The sequence below is a fragment of the Paraburkholderia fungorum genome, from assembly GCF_902833645.1.
GTDB lineage: Bacteria > Pseudomonadota > Gammaproteobacteria > Burkholderiales > Burkholderiaceae > Paraburkholderia > Paraburkholderia fungorum.
Genome location: NZ_CADFGE010000001.1, coordinates 204,074 through 227,989 on the forward strand (window position 1 = coordinate 204,074; position 23,916 = coordinate 227,989).

Sequence of the window (23,916 nt, forward strand, 5' to 3'; positions counted from 1 at the left end):
AAACGTACGCGCGCTCGCACATCCACTTGGGCGCACATGGTATGTGCTGCTGCCCGTTCGAGTGAAGTGAGGATTCTCAACGACCACGTTCAATCGGCCCGATAGTGGTTAGATTTTTCTACTGTGTTTGTCGATAAATTCTCAGCTGGCTCTGTGCTCAAGCCCTGACAGCCCGCGCCGCATTTCTCCCACGCAACCACTCCAACGCCAACAGCAAACAAGTGGAGAACACGATCAAAATCGTCGCCAATGCCGCGATCGTCGGACTGATGTTTTCACGAATACCCGTGAACATCTGCCGCGGCAGGGTCGTTTGATCCGCGCCAGCCAGGAATAGCGTCACAACCACCTCATCGAACGAAGTCGCAAACGCAAACAGCGCACCCGAAATCACTCCCGGCGCAATCACCGGCAATGTGATGCGGAAGAACGTCTTCACCGGATTCGCGCCCAACGACAAACTCGCACGCACCAGGTTGTAGTTAAAGCCCTGCAACGTCGCCGCTACCGTGGTCACGACAAACGGCACGCCCAGAGAAGCATGCGCGAGAATCAAGCCGATATACGTATTCGCCAGTCCCAGCGGTGCGAAGAACAGATACATGCCCACGCCAACCACCACCACCGGCACGATCATCGGCGAGATCAGAATCGCCATGAGCAGCGCCTTGCCGCGGAAGTTGGCTTTCGTCAGTCCGATAGCGGCCAGCGTGCCGAGTACGGTTGCGACGACCGTCGCGGACGGCGCAACGATAAAGCTGTTCTTTGCCGCCATGCGCCATTCATCGGACGCGATCAGGTTCTGATACCAGCGCAGCGACCAGCCCGGAATCGGATACACCAGAAACGTGCTCGACGAAAACGACAAGGGCACGATCGCCAGCACCGGCAAGATCAGATACAGCAGGGTCAGCACGGCAAGCGCACGCAGCGCGAAATACCACACACGTTCCACCAACGAGGTGTGCGGTGCGAACAAGGGCTTGGCAAGTTTCATCGCGAATCAGCTCCGTTCAGGCAATCAGCCAAGGCTCAGTGACGAACGCGTAAAGCGCCGATAAATGACATACAACACGAGCGTCGCGGCAAGCAGCAAGCCGCCGAGCGCACACGCCATGCCCCAGTTGATCGTCACGTTGGTGAAGTAAGCGACGTAGTAGCTGACCATCTGGTCGCCCGGACCGCCGAGCAGCGCCGGCGTGATGTAGTAACCGATCGCGAGAATGAACACGAGCAGTGCGCCGGCGCCGATGCCCGGATAGGTCTGCGGCACGTACACGCGCCAGAATGCGGCAAACGGATGGCTGCCGAGGGAGATCGCGGCACGCTGATACGTCGGCGGGATCGACTTCATCACGCTGTACAGCGGCAGAATCATAAAAGGCAGCAGAATGTGCGTCATCGAGATGTACACGCCCGTGCGATTGAACAGTAACGTTAACGGGTCATGCAGTAGCCCGGTGGCCATCAGCGCCTTGTTCACCAAACCTTCGCTTTGCAGAATCACAATCCAAGCGGCAACGCGCACGAGAATCGACGTCCAGAACGGAATCAACACGAGAATCATCACCAGATTCGCGCGACGCTCGGAAAGCGTGGAGATCCAGTAAGCGAGCGGATAGCCGAGCAGCAGCGCGAAAAACGTCACAGCTGCACCGATCACAAACGTACGGCTGAATACGGCGAGATAGATCTGCTGATCGGGGTCGGTCGGAATGATATGGCCGAATGCGTCCTGTTTGTGGTCCAACGAAGCCAGTAGATAAAACGGCGAATAGGCGCCTGAGTTCTTTGCGATCGCTTGCCAGTAAGTAATATCGTTCCAGCGCTCGTCAAGTTCGACGAACTTCGCGTGGGTCTGAGCAGGCGTGAGGTTCAACGGCTTGCTGTTATCGTCGGCAAACGGCATCGCGCGTGCCGATTTCGCGACCAAAGAACGGTAGCCCGGAATTTCGACGTTCAGCCGACGTGCCAGCGCACCCATGCCGTCGCCATCGGCAACCGTGGTCAGGTCCGCGGCCAATGCCGCATACGCGGCATCGGGCGGCAGCGTCTTGCGATCCCAGCCACTCAACGCATTCAGCGTATGCGGTAAGGCGCTCACCACTTCCGGATTCTGTGCGGCGCGCGTAAGCAGCGCGCCAATTGGCACGACGAAAATCAGCAGTAAAAAAATAGCCAGCGGTGCAATCAACAACAGCGCCATCGCGCGCTTCTTCGCTTCCGCTGCTTTCAGTTCTCGCTTGAGCCGAACACTCGACTCAGGCGTTGAATCGGCGGCGATCGTCATCGTAGTCACACCCGTCTCCTAAGTCGATCGGAGTTGACGCTTTGGCGACTACTCCAATCTCACGCATCGCAAGTCGATCCGCCCGTTCGCGCACATCGCGAAGACCTGCGTTTGCGCTTCATCGCATCAATACGGCGCGGCTTCACCGTAGAAAAACCGCGCCTTCCTGCACCCGGCTAATTACTTCGAGGCCCACGACGCAAAACGTTGCTCCAGTTCATCGCCATGGTCGGTCCAGAACGCGAGGTTCTGCAGCACGGCATTCTTGCCGTTGGCCGGCGAGTTCGGCAGATTGGAGAGCGTCTTCGGATCGAGCGCCTTGATGGCCGCCACATTCACCGGACCGTACGCAATGTTGTGCGCATAATCCTGCTGCGGCTTCGACGAAATCGAATAGGCGATGTACTTCTCCGCCAGCGCCTTATTCGGCGTGCCCTTCGGAATTGCCCAGTAGTCGAGGTCGTAAATGCTGCCGTTCCACACCACTTTCAGGTTCTTGCCTTCCCGCTGCGCGGCGTCGATCCGGCCGTTGTAAGCGGTGGACATCACCACGTCGCCCGCAACCAGGAATTGCGGCGGCTGGGCGCCCGCTTCCCACCATTGGATATTCGGCTTCAGTTCGTCGAGCTTCTTGAACGCACGGTCCTGGCCTTCCTTGGTGGCGAGCACCTTGTAGACGTCCTTCGGCGCTACGCCGTCGGCCATCAGTGCGAATTCGAGGTTGTAACGCGCGCCCTTGCGCATTGCGCGCTTGCCCGGGAATTTCTTCACGTCCCAGAAATCGGCCCAGCCGGTCGGTGCGGTTTTGAGTTTGTCGGCGTTATAGGCCAGCGCCGTCGACCACACGAAGAAACCCACACCGCAAGTTTGCGGCGCTTCCGGAATCAGATCCGACTTCTTGCCGATCTTCGACCAGTCGAGTTTCTCGTACAGCCCTTCGTCACAGCCACGGCCGATGTCGCCCGATTCGACTTCCACCACATCCCAATTCACGTGCTTCGCTTCGACCATCGCCTTCACTTTGGCCTGCTCGCCGTTGTACTCGACGGCGGTCACCTTGTTGCCGGTTTGCGTTTCGAACGGCTGGTTGAAGGCGACCTTTTGCGCGTCGCCATTCGCGCCGCCAAAATTGACGACCGTCAGTTCGGCTGCATTGACTTGCGCAGCGCCCAACGCAAGCGCCACAGCACCGACAGCGATGGCGCAGCGCGATTTCCCGATCTTGCTCATGGTGTGTTGCTCTCCTTTGATGGTGTGCTTCAAGCTATTTAGAGTGCGACTTGTTATGTACTGCCTGCGTGGATTACTTCTTTCCTGCGTGGAGCGGCTAACGTCTCGAACGCGCCTCACGCCCCTGCGAACACCCGCAGATGCTCGGGCGCGAACTCCAGCGCGACCGGTGCGCCAGGCGAGAAGGTGTCGAGTGCGTCGGTACCGAGCGGCACCTTGACGAAGCACTCGTCCTGCTCCGGGAGGCCACAGCGCATGCGCACGTGGTCGCCGAAATAGATCAACCCGCGTGCTTCGCCGTTGAGCGCGTTGGCGCCGTGCCGCGATGCACCATTCGCCATGTTGGCGAGTTTCATACGCTCGGGCCGGATGCACGCGACCGCCGGCGTGCCCGCCCGCGCGCCGCCGATATTGCGACCCGTGAGCCGCGTGCCGTCGATCAGGTGAAACTCGCAGTACTCGCCGTCGACGTTCGCGATCGTGCCGCGCAGCTTGTTGCTGTCGCCAATGAAGTTCGCAACGAACTCGTTGCACGGTGATTCGTACAAACGGTCCACGGTGTCGAGTTGCTGCACGATGCCCTTGTCGAACACGGCAACGCGGTCCGACATGGTCAGCGCTTCGCCCTGATCGTGTGTGACGTACACAAAAGTCACGCCAAGCTTCTCGTGCAGTGATTTAAGTTCGTACTGCATGTGTTCGCGCAATTGTTTGTCGAGTGCACCGAGCGGCTCGTCCATCAGCACGAGCTTCGGCTCGAACACGAGCGCCCGCGCCAACGCGATACGCTGCTGCTGGCCGCCGGAAAGCTGCGCCGGATAGCGCTTCGCGAAGCTCTCCATGCGCACCATCTTCAACGCGTTATTCGTGCGATGGGCCCGCTCTTCCGCGGATAGCTTGCGCACGGTAAGCGGATACGCAACGTTCTGCTCGACCGTCAAATGCGGAAACAGCGCGTAGTTCTGAAACACCATGCCGATGTTGCGCTTATGCGGCGGCACGGTATTGAGCAGCGTGCCATCGAGCCAGATCTCGCCGCCGGTGGGAAATTCAAAGCCCGCCAGCATCATCAAACATGTGGTTTTCCCTGATCCCGACGGTCCGAGCAGCGTCAGAAATTCGCCTTGATAGATATCCAGATCGAGTTGCTTGACGACCAGCGTTTCGCCGTCGTACGTCTTGCGCACCCCTCGAAAGCTGACGATCACGTCATCGGTTTTCATCGCTTCAGTCTCCTCTACGGTCCGGCTGACTCCCTCTGCAAACAGAGGTGTGTATCAATTGCGTGGCTCACTATAGTCCCTTACGGTTCTACAATATGGAGCCATTTCATTATTCTGGATAGAACCACTTGGACACCGTGATCTTGTCGGATTGGCTTGCCGCGCGGCTCGACCGCGCCGCCGCCGAACCGGTCTACAGGCAGACTTTGCGGCTGATGCAGCAGGCCATCCTGACCGGCCAGATGCCGCCCGGCACCAAGCTGCCGAGCTCGCGCACGCTTGCCGAAGACCTCGGCATTGCGCGCAATACGGTGCTGCATGTCTACGACCAGTTGACTGCCGAAGGCTACGTGATCTCGACCACCGGCAGCGGCACCTACGTCGCCGACACGCGGCCGGACGCGGCAGCCATGAATACGCGCAAGAAGCCGGTGGCGGTGGGCGTCGATGCGGCCGGCGCCAGTCCGGCCGACGAGGCCTTCACGCCGCCAGCACGCGATCTGGGTGACCTCTCCACGCGTGGACGCAGACTCATCGATCAGGCCGGCGTCTCCGCCAAACAGTGGGGTGCGTTCATGCCGGGCGTGCCCGACGTCGCCGAATTTCCGGCGCGTACATGGAGCCGTTTGCAGGCAAGACTCTGGAAGGAGGCCAATCCCGATCTGTTGACCTATGCGCCAGGCGGCGGCTATCGGCCGTTAAGGCGCGCGTTGTCCGACTACCTGCGCGTCGCCCGCTCGGTGAATTGCACGCCCGATCAGATCATCATCACGACAGGCATCCATCAGTCGATCGACCTGGCCGTGCGGCTGTTGACCGACGTCGGCGATCGCGCCTGGGTGGAGGAGCCGTGCTACTGGGGCGCGCGCAGTGTGCTGCAATCGTCGGGGATCACGTTGGTGCCGGTGCCGGTGGACGATGAGGGACTCAACCCGCGCGAGCAGGATTTGCAACAGCCGCCGCGCCTGGCGCTCGTCACGCCGTCACATCAGTATCCGCTTGGCATGGTGATGAGTCTCGCGCGCCGCCGCACGCTGCTCGAGTACGCACGCCAGCACAACGTCTGGATCATCGAAGACGACTACGACAGCGAGTTCCGCTACGGCAGCCGTCCACTCGCGTCCCTGCAAGGACTCGACGACGCCGGCCAGGTGATCTATGTGGGAAGCCTGGGGAAGATGCTGTTTCCGGGTTTGCGAATCGGCTACATGATCGCGCCGGAGCATCTGGTGGATACCTTCCGCACGGGCGTTGCCGAGCTCTACCGCGAGGGCCAGTTGATGCAACAGGCTGTGATGACCGATTTCATCATGGACGGGCATCTCACATCGCACGTTCGCCGTATGCGTGCGCTATACGGCGAGCGGCGGCAGATTCTGATCGATGCGATCACCGCGCGGTTCGGCAACGAACTGCCGGTGATGGGTGACGAGGCCGGCCTGCATCTGGTACTCGGCCTGCCCGATCATGCGAACGATCGGGCGGTAACGGCAGCGGCTTACGATGCCGGCGTGATCGTGCGGCCGCTCGCCGCTTATTACAGCAGCGAGACGCCCGCCCGGCGCGGGCTATTGCTGGGCTATGCGTGCGTGGCGAACGAGAAGATCGGTCCCGCGTTCGACACCCTCGCGCGCGTGATCGAGCAGACGGTGTTGCAGAAAAAGCCCACGCGCGCCGCCTGAGCGCCTCACTTCAGGCCGAAGTCCACCCGCGTCGTCGCCCCCTTGTCCTTGATGCCGTCCGCATTCAGCTTCGGCGCGACGATAAACACGCGGCTGCTGTCGATCTTGCCCTCGAAATACTGCTGCACGGCTTGCGCCCGTTGCTGCGCGAGCTGACGCAAGCTGGCGTCGTCGATCGGCGCGTTGGCGGCCATCGCGGCCTTCATCTCGTCGTCCGGCAGGCTCTTGGTCAAGCCGACAAAATTGCGCGGCTTCTTGAAGTCGGCTGCCTTGTAGGCCTTGGTCAGATACTTGTCGTATTCCTTCGGATCCACCGTGACCGTCGACAGATCGACGCTCTCGCCGTTGCCCACCACGTCCTTGATCTTCTGCTGCTTGACCGCCCGCTCGACGTATTGCGCCCGCAGGCCCGGTTCGTCGACCGCCGGATCGACCCGGCCAATCAGATCGATACGGATCGAACTCTTGTCGGCCAGTGCTTTTACGATGGCGTCGAGCTTTTTATCGGCGGCGTCCGATAGTTTCGCCGAGCCGGGATCGAATTCGACATAGCCCATTTCCTCGCCGCTGCCGCCAAACGCGTTGGCAATCAACGAGAACGGCGCGGTCACGGCCTTCTGCAGCAGATTGAGCACCGCATGCCAGATCAAGCCGCCAATGCTGAACTCGGGATTCGACAGCGATCCCGATACCGGAAGGTTCACATCGATTTCGCCACGCGAATTTTTCAGCAGCGAGATCGCGAGACGCACCGGCAGCTTGGTCGCCGTATTGTTCTCGACATGATCGCCGAACGTGAGCTGGTCGATGAAAATGTGATTGTTCGCGTTCAACTGATCGTTATCGAGCTTGTAGTGCAGATCGACGTTCAGCTTGCCCTTGGTGATCGGATACCCGGCGTATTTCGCCGAATACGGCGTGAGGTTGGTGAGTTCGATATCGTGCGCGCTCGCGGTCAGATCGAGCGCGGGCTTCGCAATCAGCGGATTGACCGTGCCACGAATCGACAATGGGCCATTGGCTGCCAGTTTCGCGGCAATGTCCACGGGAGCGGGGGTGGTCGATTGTGTGCCGAATGCACCCACCGTGCCTTGAATACTGACCAGGTTCGCCGTGAAGTTCGGTTTGATGAAGTTGTCGGTGTACGTCACGCGGCCCTGTTGCAGCACCAGTTGGCCAAAATGCAGTTTGACGGGACTTTGCGGCGGCGTTGCTGCCGTGACCGTGGCCGGAGCGGCCGCAGTGGCGGACTTGACGGACGACGCCGGTACCGGCGCTGACGCCACCTCGGGCGACGAGGCCGCTTGCGGTGTCAACGGCACGGGTTCCGAACCGCTCTTGTCGCGTGTCAGCGATTGCGCGGCGCCGCTTTCATGCGCGACCACGTCGTTGAGATTCAGCTTGCCTTGTGCGTCGAGCAGCACACGCCCATAGAACTTCGTGAACGTGACGCGGCCGGCGTCGACCACCGTGCCGCGTTCGTCGTAGTCTGCCTTCAGATCGGTCAGCGCGAGCGAGCCCCAACCGGCAAACGGGTCGGACGTCACCTTGTCGAGCATCCGTACGTCGACCAGCGCGACGTCGCCGCGATAAGTCGCCTTCAGCGCCTTTGCCTGACTCAGCGCGAGATCGCCGTTCGCGTTGAGCAACGCGCTTGCGATCAGCGCATTGAGCTTGCCGCCGAAGTACGGTTCGAAAGCCGCCGCATCCAGGCGGTTTGCGTTCACCTTGACGGCCACCTTGAGCGGCGTCGCCGTGACATCGCCTTTCACGCCGAGCGTGCCTTTTTTATTGAGCGTGGCTTGCAGATCGATCGGCAACGGTTTGCTCAGATCGTCGCTGATCTGCTGCACCTTCAGTTGCAGCGGCGTCACGCTCAGCTTCACCGGATTCGGCGTGGTGTTGTCGGTGAAATTCGCGGTCGCGTCTTTCAGATTGAGTTCGCCGATCTTGTAGTGCCAGGCGGGTCCCTCCGCCTCTGCTTTCTTCGCTGCGTGGATCGCGGTGCGCTGCTGTTCGGCTTGATGCGGACCCGCGAGGGCGGCGAGGTCGATGCTGCCGTCTTTCAGACGCTGAGCATTGACCGCCAGGCCGGTCGTATCGACGCCGGTGATGTCGGCCGTGCGTCCCGCCACGTCCACCTGCTTGATCGTCACCTGACCTTGCGCGAGCGAGACGGCTGGCGCCTTGCTGCCGCGCGCCGCGAGTTTGAGCGATTGCAGATTCAGTTGCGTATCGCTGACCATCACAGCAACCGGCGATTTCGACCAGTTCGCGTCGACATTCGCATTGACAGACAACGCACCGTCGACAACTTGCGCCGCGGTCGCCGTATCGAGGTATGGCTGCAGCGGCGGCAATGGCAGCGACTTGAGATCGAGCTTTGCGCTGGCGGTCTTCGCGACGAGGCCGAACGCACCGGCCACGCCGAGCGAGCCGGTAGCGTCCTTGAAGTTGGTATTGAGCGTGTAGTGCGCGGGAGCAGTCGCGAGCGTCGAAAAATCAGTCAGCGTGACGGCCAGTTTTTGCAGGCCAAGCTCGACAGGCCGCGAGGCGGCTTCGTCGTGAACGTTGACGGTGCCGTCGTTGATCGCAAAACGCTTGATCGAGAGGTCCAGCGGCTGCGCGGTTTTTTCCGGCGCGCTTGCGCCGGATGCGGCGACGGGGGCGCTTGCACCGGATGCCGCAGCGGGCGCGCTCGCCGCATTTTTTGCCGTTGTGGATGCGGCCGCAGCCGACGCCGGAACGGATGCATGAGCGGCAGGCTCAGGCGTGAACATTTTCTCGACACTCAACACGCCGTTTTTATCACGCGCAAGACTGGCGCTCGGCGCATCGATGCGGATATCGTCGAAGTGATACAGGCTCTTCAGCGGCTCGAGCGTCGCGGCGGCCACATGCACCGTGCGCGCGGCAAAGAACGGCGCCTTGCTCTGGTCGCGTATGTCCACGTCGTTCAAATCGACCGTGCCCGCCACCCGCAACGAAGGCGCGTCGTTGGAGACTACGAAATTGAGCTTGAGATCGGTGGACAGTTTGCCGCTCTGCACAACCACCGGCAATTTGGTCGGCGCATAGGAAATGAGCCGCGGCACATCGAGCCCGTCGAAGCGCAGTGACACTTCCGATTCACGCGAAGCGGCAAACGGCTTGGTCTTGCCGTCGATAGCGAGCGGGCTGCCGTCGATCCGCGCACGCAGCAACGGCTCGACGAAGATATCGGTTTTCGAAGGCAGCGTGGCAATGAACGGAATGCCCAGCTTCCATTGATCGATCACGTGCGTGACGCCGAGCAGCTTGTCGTCGAACGTGATCTGGCCATTTTCGAGGCGAATGTTCGACACCGAAAAGAGCGTCGGCTTGCTATCAGGCTTGGCCGGCTGCTTCGAGAATTTCTCGATCAGGTCGGTGAAATTGAAGCGCTGCGCATCATAGCGAACGATATGAAAACGCGGTGAATCGAGCTGCACTTCGTCGATGATCGGTGCTGCGCGAAACAGTGAACTCCACGACGGCTTCACGATAAGCCGCGAAATATCGACGAAGACGCCCGCGCCGCCTCGCTCGCCAATATGCACGCGATCGGCTTCGAGTTTGAGCGTGTACGGATTGAGCGCGATGCGGCCAATCGTGGCAGGCCGGTCGAGTTGCTTGCTGAGTTGCTGCTCGGCAATGTGGCGAATCAATGGCGGTGCCGCGAAAAAACCCAGCAGACCGAACAATAAGAGGAAGATCAGCAGACCTGTGATGACACGCCGGGTGCGGCGTGACTGCGCGACATTGCGCACGGTCTGCATGGAAGAAGCGATTGATGCTTTGTTGAGGCTTGCCATGCTCGGTCTTGGGTAATGCGGCGGCAAGCCCGCCGCGAAACGAAAATCCCGCAAGCGGCAGTATAAGTGGTGAATCTTACGCGGGGTAGCAATGTCAGACGCAGCTTACATATTGTTGCATGCTGCCGTTGCCCATGTCCGCCGGCACAAAGTGGCGGACATGGGCGATTTATGCGTCATTCATGCATGGCTGTCACATTAGCGACGCATATCGCCAAGGTATTTCATTGAGGTCTTTCACTCGCGAACTGCATTGCCGCCATTTCACTGGCGCACCACGGCCGGTGGTTGCCAGCTGCCGTCAGTCGCTTGCGGCTTAGGAGCGTACAAGCGCAGCACCAGTTGCAGATCGGCGCGCGGCGCCGGCAGCCAGTTGCCGCTCCTGCTGCGCACCGAGGACACCGTCACGTCGAGCGAACCGTCGCGATTGCGGCGCGCACCGTTGCGATCGCCAACCGCCAGACGCGCCGGCGCGCTTTCCCCTAACGCACCGTCCTTCGTGTACGCGGTGATCGACCAGAAACCACGCACCGGCGGCAACTGATTCGGCGCGAAGTGGATCACGTAGCGGTTCGCACCGTTGAGCGCATGGCCGTCGCTGTCCTGGGTGACGACTGCGCGCACTTCGTCGTCCTTCGTGCCGATGCCCGGCTGGGTCGCCGCAGCGTAGGCCCGCATCGCATAGTCAGGGCCGTAATTGCCGACGCCGTCGCCGAACCAGCTCCAGCCATTGCTGCTCAGCAGATTGGACGGCGGCGTGACGACGCGCTCATGCCCCTCGGCGAGACCCGCGGCAATCACATCGGGCGAGTTCGGCAACTTCACCGGCTCGCCTGGCGTCACGCCGAAATCGGAAAGGATTTTCAGCGCGTGCGGGTCAGCCGGCGTTGGCGGGTTGTCCGGCAGCGCTTGCGCGAGCCGGCTGAAAAAACCGTTCGCGTCGAGCGCGGCAACTTGCGCGGCCGGTGTGCCGGAAGCGGCCACCGCGGCATCGGCGGCCGTGCTGCGCGGCGCCGCGATCGACGCCGAGCGCGTGCCGCCGGCGTAGACGCTCAGCGGCACAACGCGAATCGCGCGCTGCAGCTTGCGCACCGCGGTAAGGTCACGGGTGCCGTTCGACTGGATACGCACGCTCACCCATGCGTTGCGGGTCGGCACGTCGACGCGCGTAACACCCCTGGGCAGATCGCCCTGCCAGCCCGGGCCGACGAAAGCAATCGTTTGCGCCTTGATGCCCGCAGCGCGGGTGGCAAATTGTGAGCTGGTCGACCACACCACATTGGTCCACATGTCGAGCACGCGGGCATCGACGTAGCGGCCGTGCGAGTCGGGCAGCGCCACGATCACCGGTTCGCTGCCGACGTCCAGCCAGCCGGTCGAATCGAGCGTATCGAGGCTCGGCTGCAATGGATTGGCTGCGCCGATCGGCGGCAAGGCCTGGGCGTGGCGCAAGGTATTGATCGGTGCCTGGCCCGGGTCGGTGCCAACCGCCGCGTCGCGCGCGACGCCCATCAGCACCAGCGGATAGCCGAACACATACGAATCGGCAACTTCGTCCTTGATCCAGCCGGTGGTTTTCTGCGTCGTGGACGGAGTCGACGCACAACCAGCCAGAAATGCGAGGCCTGCGAGCGATGCGCAGGTCCAGTGAAGCGAAAACAGTTCTTGGCGATTTTTTATCATTCGTTCAGGTGGCAGAACGTGCGGTCCTAAGGGAGGCGTCGGTTCGCGGCGAAACCTGTTTGCGTGGCCTCCCAAAGCCAGGCGCAGCGAGTCCGCAGCTTGTGTTGCCGACAACATCGGGTTGTATCGTATCCTTGTTCGCCAGGCAAGCGCAAAGGCAGCAATAGCGCGTTGTAATGCGCGCGCGGACACCATTTGCGGTGCGTGAACGGTTTTGTCACTCCCACGTCGGTTCCTGCCTGCCGGTTGGCCGCCCATCCCGGCCACTCGCTGTCCTTTATTCCCCGGAGCGTTTTATGTATATGCCCGCCCATTTCGAAGAGAACCGCCCGGAGGTTCTCCACAGCCTGATCGCCGGGCAGCCGTTCGGCGCGCTGGTTACTCACGGACCGAATGGGCTCGATGCGAACCATTTGCCATTCGAGTTCGACGCAAAACCAGTTCCCGGAGGGGTTGACGGCGTCACCCAAACCCACGGCATCCTCCGCGCTCACGTCGCCCGGGCCAATCCGGTCTGGCAGGAAGTCGCCGCCAACCCGGAAGCCCTCGTCATTTTCCAGGGCCCCGCCGCCTACATCTCGCCGACCTGGTATCCGAGCAAGCACGAGACGCATCGCCAGGTGCCGACTTACAACTATATGGTGGTGCACGCGCACGGCCGGATTGTGGTGCGCGACGACGAGGCGTTCTTGCGCGGCCTGGTCGCGCGGCTCACCCGCAAGATGGAAGCCGGCGAACCGGTACCCTGGAAGATGGGCGACGCGCCGGCCGACTATATTGCCCAGATGCTGCGGGCGATTGTGGGTCTCGAGATCGAGGTCACGCGACTGGTCGGCAAATGGAAACTCGGTCAGAACAAGGAAGCCGCCGACCGGCGCGGCGCGGCCGAAACGCTGCTGGCGCGCACGAGCGACGAACAGAAAGCCGTTGGGCAGGCGATGCTGGACGCTCCGCCGCCATTGTGAGCTTTTTGCTCACCGGCCTGGTCTACCGTCGTGCGACAAAAACATCCTTGACCTTCCCATTATGGGAAGGTCAATACTGGGTTCATGATGCGGCCCAATGCTGCGACGAGCCTTTCCTGCCATGACAGAACTTGCCACACCCCAGCGTCCCGCGGACGCTACGCCCGCCAGAACCACCGAACTCGACATCGGCGGGATGACCTGCGCCTCGTGCGCGATGCGCGTGGAGAAGGCGCTCGCCAAAGTGCCGGGCGTCACGCGCGCGTCGGTGAATCTCGCCACTGAAAAGGCCAGCGTCGACAGCGACGCAGCAGTGGACCCCGAAACGCTCGCCGGCGCCGTGCGCAAAGCGGGCTACGAAGCCACAGTGTCGGCACCACGGGACACCACGCCGGCGCCAGGCTCGCGGGCCACGGAACTGGCAATCGGCGGGATGACCTGCGCCTCATGCGCGATGCGCGTGGAGAAGGCGCTCGCCAAGGTGCCGGGCGTCGCGAACGTGTCGGTGAATCTGGCGACCGAAACGGCGAGCGTCAATCCAGACCAGACGGGCGCGGGCGCCGACACCGACGCGCTCATCGCCGCAGTCAGAAAAGCGGGCTACGAGGCGACGCTAATGGCGCCGCCGGACGCAGCGGCTTGCGTCACCGACACGGCCGCGCTCGCCTCAGTCGCGCAAAGCAAATGCAACCAGACCCGCCGCGAACTGGCGGCCGTTGTCGTCTCCGCCGTGCTGACGCTGCCGCTTCTGCTGCCGATGGTCGGCGAATGGTTCGGCTTGCACGCGATGCTGTCTCCCTGGCTGCAGTTCAGTCTCGCCTCGATCGTGCAATTCGTATTCGGCGCGCGCTTCTATCGCGCGGCTTACCGGGCGGTGCGGGCCGGCGCCGGGAACATGGACTTGCTGGTGGCGCTCGGCACGTCGGCGGCCTATGGGATCAGCGTCTACGAACTGGCGACCCATGGCGGCGACATGACGCATCTGTATTTCGAAGCGTCGGCGGTGGTGATTACGCTGGTGCGCTTCGGCAAATGGCTCGAGGCGCGCGCCAAGCGCCAGACCACGGACGCGATCCGCGCGCTTAACGCGTTGCGCCCCGACCGGGCACGCATTCGCGTCGGCGCGGACGAACGCGAAGTGCCGCTCGCGCAAGTTCGGGTCGGCACGGTGGTGATCGTGCGTCCGGGCGAACGTGTGCCGGTCGACGGCGCGGTGCTCGAAGGCCGCACCCATATCGACGAGTCGCTGATTACCGGCGAAAGCTTGCCGGTGCCGAAGCAGGCAAGCAATCCGGTGACCGCCGGTTCGATCAACGGCGAAGGCGCGATTGCGGTGACGACCACCGCGATCGGCGCGGAAACGACGCTTGCCCGAATCATTCGCCTCGTGGAAAGCGCGCAGGCCGAGAAGGCGCCGATACAGCGTCTGGTCGATCGTGTCAGCGAAATCTTCGTGCCGGCGATTCTGGCGATTGCGGCGCTCACACTGGTGGGCTGGCTGATTGCCGGTGCGGGCGGTGAAACCGCGATACTGAACGCGGTCGCCGTGCTGGTGATCGCCTGCCCGTGTGCGCTCGGATTGGCAACGCCCGCGGCCATCATGGCCGGCACCGGCGTCGCCGCGCGGCGCGGCGTGCTGATCAAGGACGCCGAGGCGCTGGAAACCGCGCATCGGGTGAATATCGTCGCGTTCGATAAAACCGGTACGCTGACGCTCGGTCAGCCGTCGGTGACAGCGTTCGAAGCGCTCGACGGCATCGGGCGCGACGAGGCGCTCGCGCTCGCCGCAGCCGTGCAGCGGCATAGCGATCATCCGTTGGCGCGGGCCGTGGTGCAGGCCGCAACGGAGTCGCCGGTTGCGTCATTTGCGTCAATTACGCCGGTTGCGGCATTCACGGCCAGCGCCGCACGCGCGGTGCCGGGGCGCGGCGTGGAAGCCGACGTCGACGGCCGTACGCTCGCGCTCGGCAGCACGCGCTGGCTCAACGAACTCGGCATCGTGTTACCAGCGCCATTCGCCGAGCGCGCAAAACAACTCGAAGCCGCCGGCAACACCGTCTCCTGGCTGATGCGGCGAGCGCCGCAGGCACCCGCCGCGCTCGCGCTGATCGCCTTCGGCGACACCGTCAAACCGAGCGCGCGCGCGGCGGTCGAACGGCTCGCCCAGATGGGTATCAAAAGCGTGCTCGTCACCGGCGATAACCAAGGCAGTGCGGCAAGCGTCGCCCAGGCGCTCGGCATCGCCGAATTCCATGCCGAAGTGCTGCCCGACGACAAAGCCCGCGTGATCCGCGACCTGAAGATCCGCAGCGCCGGCATTGTCGCGATGGTGGGCGACGGCATCAACGACGCCCCCGCGCTCGCCGCCGCCGACATCGGTATCGCCATGGCGACCGGCACCGACGTCGCCATGCAGGCGGCCGGCATCACGCTGATGCGCGGCGATCCGGCGCTGGTAGCCGACGCCTTCGACATTTCGCGGCGTACCTGGCGGAAGATCCAGCAGAACCTGTTCTGGGCGTTCGTCTACAACCTGATCGGTATTCCGCTGGCCGCCTTCGGCCTGCTCAATCCGATGTTAGCCGGTGCAGCGATGGCGTTTTCGAGCGTCAGCGTGGTCACCAACGCGCTACTGCTGCGCACCTGGCGCGGCGCGTCGGCACGGTAACGGCAATATACGTCGATACATTACGAAAAGCCTTCGAAATCTCTAAAGATGTGCGCGATTCGGCCGTAATCCTGACATAGGTGTAAACCATGTATTCACATGGCTTGCACACCACATGTCTTCCTTTACGCCGAATACCCATGGAATTTCTCTCTTTGCGCCGCGCCAGCGTCGGCGCCCGGCTCGCGGTACTGTCGTGCGCGCTGGTGGCACTGATTTTCGCCGCCTTTACGTGGGCGCTCACGCGCAGCGCCGGCCAGCAGGTCAGCGATCAGGTCCTGCAGCGCATTGCCGATAAAGACCGCTCGATTGCGGCCATGATCACGCTGTTCGACGAAGCGCTGTCTGCCGAAGTCGATCGCTCGACGTCACTATTCGCGAGTTTCCTGCCCACCGGCTACACGCTCGACGAAAGCCAGAAAATCGACGTCAATGGCGTCGCCACGCCGACCATCAAGGCCGGCGACAAAGTCCTGAACATGGACTTCTCGATTCCCGACCAGTTTCTCGAACGCAGCGGCGCGGTGGCCACCGTGTTCGCCCGCAGCGGCGACGATTTCGTCCGCGTGACGACTTCGCTGAAGAAACAGGACGGCTCGCGCGCGATCGGCACGCTGCTCGACCGCAAGGGGCCCGCATACGCGCCGATTCTCGCGAACAAATCGTATACGGGACTTGCCACGCTCTTTGGCAAACGTTGGATTACCCAATATCGACCGGTCACGGACGCGAGCGGCCGCGTGATCGGTGCGCTGTTCGTCGGCGTGAACGTGGACAAGGAAATCCAGTCGGTCGAAGACGGTATCCGCCAACTGAAAATCGGCGACAGCGGCTATTACTTCGTGGTCAACGCCTCGACGGGCGCGGATCGCGGCAAGCTGATCGTGCATCCGGCCGCCGCCGGCCAGAACGCGGACAACGCGAACGCGCCGTATCAGCAAATGCTCGACATGAAGGAAGGCCAGCTCGAATTCAGCTCCGCCGACGCCACGCTCGGCGAGCACAACGCGCGCGACAAATTCGTGTCGTTCATCACGGTGCCGCAGTGGCAATGGCTGGTAGGCGGCGTTGCGCCGCGCGACGAGGTGATGGCGGAGGTGAGCGCCACGCGCAACCGGTTCCTGCTGATCGGTTTCGTGCTGGTCGGCGTGTTCGCGATCGTGTTCCTGATTGCCGTGCGCCGCCTCGTGAGCCGTCCGCTCGATGAAGCCGCGAAGGCGTCTGAGCGCTTCGCCTCGGGCGATCTGAGCGTGCGCGTGGCCAAGGGCGCCAACGGTACGAAGGCACGCGCCGACGAAATCGGCCGCCTGATGCAGTCGATCGACGGCATCGGCGAAGGCCTCGCGCGCATTGTTTCGCAAGTGCGCAATGCGTCGACGGACATGTCGGAGGGCACCGAAAAGATCGCCACCGGCAGTGGCAACATCGCCGCGCGGATTGCGACCCAGGCAAGCAGCCTCGAAGAAACGGCCGCCAGCATGGAACAGATCACCTCGACCGTGCAGCAGAACGCCGATCACGCCGCGCAAGCCAACACGCTCGTCACGCATGCCGCGGACGCCGCGCTCGAGGGCGGCCGCGCCGTCGAACGCGTGGTCTCGACGATGGGCGAGATCAGCCGCTCGTCGCAGAAAATCGCCGAGATCACCAGCGTGATTGAAGGCATTGCGTTCCAGACCAATATTCTCGCGTTGAACGCCGCCGTTGAAGCCGCGCGTGCCGGCGAGCACGGTAAGGGCTTCGCGGTGGTGGCCTCGGAAGTGCGCGCGCTCGCCCAGCGCAGCGCGGCTTCGGTCAAGGAGATCGAGGGGCTGATCGCCGCCTCCACGGCGACCGTGCAAAGCGGTTTCCGCATCGCCGAAGAAGCCAGTTCGACCATGCAAGGCATCGTTCAACAGGTCGGCCAGGTGCGCGCGATCATGGCGGAAATCAGCGTGGCGTCACGCGAGCAATCGGGCGGCATCGAGCAGGTCAATCTCGCTGTCACGCAGATCGGTGAAGCGACCCAGCAGAATGCGACGATTGTCGGCGAGGCGGAACTCGCCGCAGCCGAGTTGCGCGATCAGGCCGCGCGGCTTGCGCAGGTAGTTAGCGTGTTCAAGCTGGAAGCAGGGCGGGATTGAGGTTTGCCTTTGCATTGGCGCGGGGCATCGGGCCGCGCCAATATTGGCCTGCGGCGGCGGTTTTCAGCGTTGCGCGACGTTATCAGAACTCCACATCCAGTTCGTCGATCTCTTCCACTTCCTGCTGCGCATCCGCGATCCACTGCTGCATTTCAGGCAGCGCCATAATGCGTTGCCCATAATCGACGATCCCAGGGTCCAGCTTGACGTCGTAGGTCACGAAGCGCGTCACCACCGGCGCGTACATCGCATCCGCCGCGCTACGCTCGCCAAACAGAAACGGGCCGCCGTACTGTTGCAGACACTCGCTCCAGATCGTCACGATGCGGTCGATATCCGATTGCGCCCGAGCCCAGACCTTGAAGCCCGGAAAATGCGCTTTCAGGTTCATCGGCAAAGCCGAACGCAGCGAAGCAAAGCCCGAATGCATCTCACCGCAAATCGAGCGGCAATGCGCCCGCGCGCGGATGTCTTTCGGCAGGAGCGCCGCTTCCGGTTTCAACTCGTTCAGATACTCGGCGATCGCCAGGGTGTCCCAGATCTTGATGCCGTCGTGAAAGAGACACGGCACCAGGATCGACGGCGACAACAGCAGCAATTCGGCGCGCGCGGCGGGATCGTCGATCGGCATCACGATCTCTTCGAAAGGCAAGCCGCTGAACTTTGTCAGCAGCCAGCCCCGCAGCGACCATGACGAATAGTTCTTGCTGCTGATGGTGAGCGTGGTATTCGCCATACGTTTCTCCTCCAGATGAGGCGTTCCGCCGACGTCTGACAATGCGCATGCACGTTGTCGTGCGCGGACGCACCAAAGCGCGGCAAATTCGGCCCGTTGCAACAACCCGCGCAAATGCTATGCCAACGTGCAGCGACGGCTGCGTCACGCGGCCACGTAATTGGCACATGACTTGCCTATATTCGGGCTCCTTCCTTTTCTGCATTCGTGCGAAGGTTATGAACCTGTTCGCATATTCCACATATCAGGCTTTCGCTGACACGATGCTGCCAATGCGGCACGGCGCGGCACTGATGAATCATTCGCTCGATGCGTGGCCTGCATTTGGCGACACGTCGCATGGACGCTCGATACGCGCGGCCTGCGAGTTGCTGACGCTCGCCGGACTTACGCCTGTGAGGCCGCCGTTCGATATCGACAGCGTGATGACGGAAGGCAAATCAGTGCGAATCGTCGAGGAAGTGGCGGCGCACACGCCGTTCTGTTCGCTGTTGCATTTCCGGAAGGATGCCTCTCTTTCTCATCCGCAGCCGCGCGTGCTGGTGATCGCGCCCATGTCCGGCCACTTCGCGACGCTGCTGCGCGGCACCGTGCGCACGATGCTGGCCGAGCACGACGTCTATATCACCGATTGGCACAACCCGCGCGATGTACCGCTAAGCCAGGGCCGCTTCGGCTTCGACGAATTCGTGCAGCATGTAATCGACTTCACCGAGACGATCGGGCCGGGCGCGCATCTGCTGGCGGTGTGTCAGCCGACGGTCGCCGCGTTGGCCGCAGTCGCCCTCATGGCCGCCGACGACAACCCCGCGCAGCCCGCCAGCATGACGCTGATGGCGGGTCCGCTCGACACTCGCATCAATCCGACGCGCGTCAACGAACTGGCTAAAAGCAAACCGATTGAGTGGTTCGAGCAGAACCTGATCAGCGCGGTGCCGTTTGGTTTTGCGGGCGCACATCGTCGCGTGTACCCCGGTTTCGTGCAATTGACCGCGTTTATGTCGATGAACCTCGGCCGTCATCTCGAATCATTCGAGAGCATGTACTACGAGCGCGCCAAAGGCGATCCCGCGAAGGCCGACACGATCCACACTTTCTACGAAGAATACTTCGCCACGATGGACCTGACGGCCGATTTCTATCTGGAAACGGTCGACACTGTTTTTCAGCGACATGCGTTGCCGTTGCACGAACTCGAGGTGAAAGGCCGGCTCGTGGAGCCTTCAAAGATTCGCCGTACTGCGCTGCTGACCGTCGAGGGCGAAAAAGACGATATCTGCGCGGTTGGGCAGACGCTCGCTGCGCAGGACATGTGCGACAAGTTGCGGCCGTATCTGAAGACGCATCATGTGCAGACCGGCGTGGGGCACTATGGCGTGTTCAATGGACATCGGTGGGAACGGCAGATTTATCCGCGTGTCCGGGCAGTGATCTACGACAATGAACCGCGTGCCGTGGTGGTGAGTTCGCGGGCGCGGACGATTCAACCGGTGTCGGCGGCTGCCGCTTCGGAAGCGATCGCGTCAGCCCCGGCCGCTGCTGCAGTGGTTGATGTCGAGGTGGATTCGGCGCCGGCGGTGACCACCACGTCGAACGGGGTTGGCTCCGGCTCTGCCGCCAAGACTCAGCAGGCGTCACGGGCACCGCGCCGGCGGCCACCCGCGACGCAATCGTGAGTCAAGTCACGGCGCTCTTCCACGGCTTCACCGCCGGCACTTCGCACGGGCCTTCGACTTCAATCGACTTGAAATCGGCCGGCGACACGATTTCGATGTACTCCATATCCTCCGAGTAATCGAACAGATAGTGGACGATGCCCGGCGCCTGATGCACGCAATCGCCGGCGGCGACGAGCGTCTCCTTGTCGCCGTACATGAAGCGCGCCCAGCCCTTCAACATGATCACAATGTGGAAATCGGCTTCATGGCGGTGCCAACCGGTGCCTTGCTCTGGTGCGTGATTCGCCTTGACGAGTTGCGCGAGCACCTTGCCGCCGGTTGCCTGCGCGATGCCTAAATCCCGGTACAGAAAAAAATCGCGTAAGCCCTGATCCACGTAGGACGTGTCTTGCGGACGGATATGGCTGAACTGCGTGGCGAATTCGGTGGACATGATCGCGCTCCTCTTGAGTGAGCCGGCAGTTGAAAACGACGCGTTGGAGCGTCGGTTGCAAGCATCAAGCGGGCCAGTTTGCGGGGCGTTGGCTTTGTGTTTCGCGGAGGCGATCAGATGGGCGCCGCGCCGCATGGCGCGGCGCGAGGTGATTCAAATGCTTTGGGTGCCGATTTGGGTGCTTATGCGGTTGGGCGGAACATCTGAAACATTTCGCCTATATCGGCGTAGTCGGCGCGGTAGCCGGCGCGCATGATCGGCTGCGCGGCGTGGGTGTCGAACAGGCCATCTTTCAGGTAGGCCTCGTTGATGTGGACGCCGACTACCTGGCCTAGCGACAGGTAGTTGTCCATGGGCTTGCCGTCGAGGGTATGCAGACGGACCACTTGCAGCAACTTGCATTCGAGCGCGGCCGGCGATTCGGCGACGTGCGGCACGGCTACGTTGCGACCCGGTGCAGGTGTAAGGCCCGCGAGTTCGAATTCGTCGACGTGGGACGGGACCGGCGCGGAGGAGCGGTTCATCTGCTCGGCGAGCGGCTTGCTGGACAGATTCCAGACGAATTCGCCAGTGGCCTCGATGTTGGCGATGCTGTCTTTCCGGCCTTCGCTGCAGAAGCCGATGATCGGCGGGGAGCTGGCGAATGCGCCGAAAAAACTGTAGGGCGCGAGGTTCAACGTGCCGTCGGTGGCGCGGGAGGAAATCCAGCCGATCAGGCGCGGAGCGACGATGGCCTTGAACGGGTCGTGCGGAAGGCCGTGGCCGGTGGCGGGGTTGTAGAAGTAGTGGGACATGTTTTGTGTTGGGGGTTTGCGGGTGAGGCGGGAGGTATTTATACCGCAGACTCGTTGGGGCTGCTGGGAGCGGGCATGAAGCGGACCAAGGCTATTCGCGCTTCCGTGAACTCGTGTTCATCGATTGATTTTATGCTATGTCTTAACAGGCTGTGATCTGTAAATTGAAAATACAAACTAAAACCTGTATAGGTAAATTACAGTCTATTGTCTGTATTTCCATGACACAGTTCAGAGACTGTACGAGCCTGAAGAAAATCCGATGGATTACGCTATCAAGACGCTAAGTCAGCTCCGCCCCATTCTGCTGGGCTTCCGCAAGTCTGCTGGACTCACACAGGCCGCCGTGGCCGGACTGCTAGGCATCACGCAGCAAAGCTACGCGCAACTGGAAGCCAATCCGGCATCGGCAAGCGTCGCACGGCTTTTTAAGGTCATGCGTTTGCTGAACGTGGAGTTGCGTATGAGTCAGACGTCGTCGGCGCCTGACGGCGAACCAGCGCAGGGCGAGACGCCGGAGCTTCAACAACACGTCCCCGCCGCCAGGAAAACGAAATCTCAGTCGGTGGCCAACCACTCGGGCCGAACCCGGAAAGCGTCGAGTTCGCAGCATCCCCTCGGGGCAACCAAGACCGGAAAGAAACGGGAAAACTGGTAACCATGGCACGCCGCTCTCAGACACAACGGCTCAACATCTGGATGAACGGCTTGCCCGTCGGCTACTGGGAAAAAGCACGGGACGGCGACCGCCTGAGTTATTTCGACAAGTGGCTCGGAGACGAACAGGGGCGTCCCCTTTCCCTATCGATGCCGTTCACGCCCGGGAACCAAACGTACCGTGGCGATGTAGTCAACGCATTCTTCGACAATCTGCTATACCGATAGCGATACGATACGCCGGCGATTGGCTCAACGGCATCGCACGGGCAGCACGAACGCATTCGACCTGCTGGTAGCGCTTGGCCGTGACTGCGTCGGCGCGATCCAACTACTGCCGCCTGACGAGCAACCCACCGACCTTTACAACATCTCCGGAACGCCGTTATCCGAGCCGCAGATCGCGTTGCTTCTGCGCAATGCCACCTCAGCGGCGCCGCTCGGCCAATGCGACAGCGGCGCGGATTTAAGGTTATCGATTGCCGGGGCTCAGGAAAAAACGGCGCTGCTTCGCCACGACGAACAGTGGATCTACCCGACTGGCAGCACGCCGACCACGCATATCTTCAAGCTCCCGCTCGGTCTGGTTGGGAACATGCAGGCGGACATGCGGACCTCAATCGAGAACGAATGGCTGTGCTCGAAAATCGTAGCAGCGTACGGACTCCCCGCAGCGAACTGCGAGATCGCAACGTTCGAGAATCAGAAAGCGCTCGTAGTCGAGCGACGCGAGCTGGATCGTGCGCCTTCCGCAGGAAGACATGTGTCAGGTCACCGGAAGGCCCTCACATCTGGAGTACCAGGCCGACGGCGTCGCTTGTCGTTTGCCAGGTTGGTCTACCGATGCCGCTACCTCGATCGACAAGCAAGCGTTCCCAATCCTGTGCCTGTACTTTTTCAAACAGATTAGGCACGTCGGTTGGGAAATCCAACATGGACCCTCTAACGACCTTGTGCACCTGCAAGGTCACTCAGAAATTGGTTTAACGCAGACGATGCGGTCCCGCCATCGTAGCTGACTATCACTGTTGCGGCCGGTCGAGACTAGCCCACCGGCATATTAATGTCGAAGTTCTTCATAAAATCATAGGGATCCTCGTAAGACGCCAACGGAGCCACCGGCAACCATTCGACGGGTACAAACGGAGACGAAAGCTGCACCCTGTATCCGTGTCGCCACGCGATTTTTGCGTAGATTACCGCGTGCGTTCCTATTAGCTTTTTAGTGAAACCAAACGCCTGCTCCACGTTGCGAACGCGTGCTATCTTTGGCGAAGTCAGCTCCTCCAGCGCGGACTCCATGCCGCCCAGATCGCCACGTGCGAGGGCAAGATAAAAGCGATGATCGATCTCATACTTTTTCTGCGCGGTGACTGGATTGTTGAGAATTCGCAAACACCGCTCCTCCAGTAAATCCCAATCGCCCCGTATCGCTAAGAGCGCCTGATATCCGTGAAAGTCAGCGGTTGAAATATCGTCGGCTCGACTCTCATCGAAAGGAAGCTCATAGTGCGCGAACCAATTAATCAATGGCTCATGATCGGACAGCAACGGGCCCAACAACAAATAAGCGGGATACCAATTGCGCGGCTGCTGCTGAAAAAGTATCCGCGAAAGCTTTCCTTCCACATAGGACCACTGCTTGAACAGACCTAGATCCCGATTAACGGACCACGCCACCAGCGAACATGCGGCAGCATGACTACGCAAGCTAAGCAAACACGAATATACGTCGCCTGTCCCGTTCTGAACGTGCTTCAAAAACAATTCCAGGTTGTCAGACAGTACCTGCTGGTGAGCCTGCACGTGCGCAATGCCTGCCTGCAGATCCTTCGTGTTGTCAGTTTTTCCCATGATTCACTCGTTTCCTACTATTGGCTAATTTTGACAGGGACCGCGATAACCTGCCCAGTTGTCCGA

General features: G+C 61.6%; 16 protein-coding genes and 1 pseudogene. 7 read left to right on the forward strand and 10 right to left on the reverse strand.

Annotated features, from left to right (window positions below):
* Positions 1–157: 157 nt before the first annotated feature.
* The 4 genes from HWX91_RS00875 to HWX91_RS00890 form a co-directional block, all read right to left on the reverse strand.
* Positions 158–997, reverse strand: coding sequence for an ABC transporter permease (locus HWX91_RS00875; protein WP_028196096.1), 840 nt, complete (start codon positions 995–997; stop codon positions 158–160).
* Between the two features lie 24 nt (positions 998–1,021).
* Positions 1,022–2,290: an ABC transporter permease gene (locus HWX91_RS00880; RefSeq protein WP_028196095.1), complete on the reverse strand. Its 1,269-nt coding sequence runs from the start codon at positions 2,288–2,290 to the stop codon at positions 1,022–1,024.
* Between the two features lie 180 nt (positions 2,291–2,470).
* On the reverse strand, positions 2,471–3,520 hold the full coding sequence (locus tag HWX91_RS00885; RefSeq protein ID WP_028196094.1) for an ABC transporter substrate-binding protein: 1,050 nt from the start codon (positions 3,518–3,520) through the stop codon (positions 2,471–2,473).
* A 116-nt stretch (positions 3,521–3,636) separates the two neighbouring features.
* Complete coding sequence (locus tag HWX91_RS00890; protein ID WP_028196093.1) at positions 3,637–4,743, reverse strand: ABC transporter ATP-binding protein; 1,107 nt, start codon at positions 4,741–4,743, stop codon at positions 3,637–3,639.
* 128 nt (positions 4,744–4,871) lie between these two features.
* On the opposite strand from HWX91_RS00890, the gene pdxR reads away from it, so the two are divergent.
* Entirely contained in the window at positions 4,872–6,425 is a 1,554-nt protein-coding gene (gene pdxR, locus HWX91_RS00895) for a MocR-like pyridoxine biosynthesis transcription factor PdxR (protein WP_028196092.1), read from the forward strand.
* Positions 6,426–6,430: 5 nt separating this feature from the next.
* Here the strand turns inward: pdxR and HWX91_RS00900 are convergent, their stop codons facing one another.
* Both HWX91_RS00900 and HWX91_RS00905 read right to left on the reverse strand, forming a co-directional pair.
* Positions 6,431–10,258 carry a DUF748 domain-containing protein gene (locus HWX91_RS00900; RefSeq protein ID WP_028196091.1) on the reverse strand — a complete coding sequence of 1,276 codons (3,828 nt, stop codon included), beginning with the start codon at positions 10,256–10,258 and terminating at the stop codon, positions 6,431–6,433.
* Between the two features lie 264 nt (positions 10,259–10,522).
* Complete coding sequence (locus HWX91_RS00905) at positions 10,523–11,941, reverse strand: DUF1254 domain-containing protein (protein ID WP_028196090.1); 1,419 nt, start codon at positions 11,939–11,941, stop codon at positions 10,523–10,525.
* Between the two features lie 296 nt (positions 11,942–12,237).
* Here HWX91_RS00905 and HWX91_RS00910 point away from each other — a divergent pair, with 296 nt between their 5' ends.
* From HWX91_RS00910 to HWX91_RS00920, 3 genes are all read left to right on the forward strand, one after another.
* Complete coding sequence (locus tag HWX91_RS00910) at positions 12,238–12,906, forward strand: FMN-binding negative transcriptional regulator (protein WP_028196089.1); 669 nt, start codon at positions 12,238–12,240, stop codon at positions 12,904–12,906.
* Between the two features lie 121 nt (positions 12,907–13,027).
* Positions 13,028–15,574 (forward strand): heavy metal translocating P-type ATPase, encoded by a 2,547-nt coding sequence (locus HWX91_RS00915; RefSeq protein WP_028196088.1) that lies wholly within the window; start codon positions 13,028–13,030, stop codon positions 15,572–15,574.
* Between the two features lie 140 nt (positions 15,575–15,714).
* Positions 15,715–17,697 (forward strand): methyl-accepting chemotaxis protein, encoded by a 1,983-nt coding sequence (locus tag HWX91_RS00920; RefSeq protein ID WP_028196087.1) that lies wholly within the window; start codon positions 15,715–15,717, stop codon positions 17,695–17,697.
* 82 nt (positions 17,698–17,779) lie between these two features.
* On the opposite strand, the gene HWX91_RS00925 is transcribed toward HWX91_RS00920, so the two are convergent.
* Complete coding sequence (locus HWX91_RS00925) at positions 17,780–18,433, reverse strand: glutathione S-transferase family protein (RefSeq protein WP_028196086.1); 654 nt, start codon at positions 18,431–18,433, stop codon at positions 17,780–17,782.
* Between the two features lie 218 nt (positions 18,434–18,651).
* On the opposite strand from HWX91_RS00925, the gene HWX91_RS00930 reads away from it, so the two are divergent.
* Positions 18,652–20,109 carry a polyhydroxyalkanoate depolymerase gene (locus tag HWX91_RS00930; protein WP_042274762.1) on the forward strand — a complete coding sequence of 486 codons (1,458 nt, stop codon included), beginning with the start codon at positions 18,652–18,654 and terminating at the stop codon, positions 20,107–20,109.
* A 1-nt stretch (position 20,110) separates the two neighbouring features.
* On the opposite strand, the gene HWX91_RS00935 is transcribed toward HWX91_RS00930, so the two are convergent.
* The gene (locus HWX91_RS00935; RefSeq protein ID WP_028196084.1) at positions 20,111–20,545 is read right to left on the reverse strand and encodes a cupin domain-containing protein; all 435 of its coding nucleotides are present in this window, start codon (positions 20,543–20,545) and stop codon (positions 20,111–20,113) included.
* Positions 20,546–20,727: 182 nt separating this feature from the next.
* Positions 20,728–21,339, reverse strand: coding sequence for a flavin reductase family protein (locus HWX91_RS00940; RefSeq protein WP_028196083.1), 612 nt, complete (start codon positions 21,337–21,339; stop codon positions 20,728–20,730).
* A gap of 262 nt (positions 21,340–21,601) precedes the next feature.
* Here HWX91_RS00940 and HWX91_RS00945 point away from each other — a divergent pair, with 262 nt between their 5' ends.
* On the forward strand, positions 21,602–21,997 hold the full coding sequence (locus tag HWX91_RS00945; protein WP_028196082.1) for a helix-turn-helix domain-containing protein: 396 nt from the start codon (positions 21,602–21,604) through the stop codon (positions 21,995–21,997).
* 2 nt (positions 21,998–21,999) lie between these two features.
* Positions 22,000–22,808: pseudogene (locus tag HWX91_RS00950) on the forward strand (HipA N-terminal domain-containing protein); the annotation flags it as partial.
* A 232-nt stretch (positions 22,809–23,040) separates the two neighbouring features.
* Here HWX91_RS00950 and HWX91_RS00955 read toward each other — a convergent pair.
* Entirely contained in the window at positions 23,041–23,850 is an 810-nt protein-coding gene (locus tag HWX91_RS00955) for an Imm49 family immunity protein (protein WP_042274760.1), read from the reverse strand.
* Between the last annotated feature and the right edge of the window lie 66 nt (positions 23,851–23,916).